This is a genomic window from Streptomyces sparsus (assembly GCF_054776295.1).
Map to the genome: position 1 here is coordinate 1 of NZ_BAAHCA010001522.1, position 744 is coordinate 744.

Sequence of the window (744 nt, forward strand, 5' to 3'; positions counted from 1 at the left end):
GTCTCCGGCTCGGCGCAGGGCCACGCCGGCTCCTGAAAACGGCACCCTCGCCCGCGGCACGGCCCCGCACCCGTCTGCACGGCCCGGGCCCCCAGGACGACGCAGCCCCCGCGGTCGTACCCGCGCCACGGTCACGCCCCCGGCGACAGCAGCGGGGCGACGTCACGTCTCCGACGGCGGTGTCACATTCCGGTGCGCTGTGTCGTCCTGTGGGCATGAGAATCGCCATCACCGGAGGAACAGGAACGCTCGGCCGTCGGGTCAGCGCTCAACTGGGCGCCCGCGGGCACGAGGTGCGGGTGCTCAGCCGCCACTCTCCCGAGTACCGGGTCGATCTGCGCACAGGTGTCGGCCTGGAGGAGGCGCTGCGGGACGTCGACGTGGTGGTGGACGCCAGCAACGCGGCGTCCACCAAGGGGGCCGCGGCGACCCTCGTCGAGGGCTCCCGCCGTCTCCTGGCCGCCGGCAGCTCGGCAGGGGTGCGCCATCATGTGTGCGTGTCGATCGTGGGCTGCGAGCGGGTGCCGTCCGGCTACTACCGCGCCAAGGTCGCGCAGGAACGCCTGGTGGAGCAGGGGCCGTTGCCGTGGACGCTGGTGCGTGCCACCCAGTTCCACGAGCTGCTCGCCGCCGCGCTCGCCGCCGCTGCCCGCAGCCGGGTCCTGCCGGTGCCTCGGGCCAGGTTGCAGACCGTCTCGGCCGACGAGGTGGCCGTCGCGGTCGCCGACGCCGCCGAGCGTCCCG

At 74.6% G+C, this 744-nt stretch carries 1 protein-coding gene; it reads left to right on the forward strand.

The features are described from left to right. Window positions 1-215 precede the first annotated feature (215 nt). Window positions 216-744: SDR family oxidoreductase (locus tag ACYVE9_RS29385; RefSeq protein ID WP_461030921.1), on the forward strand; the 529-nt coding region annotated here is incomplete at its 3' end.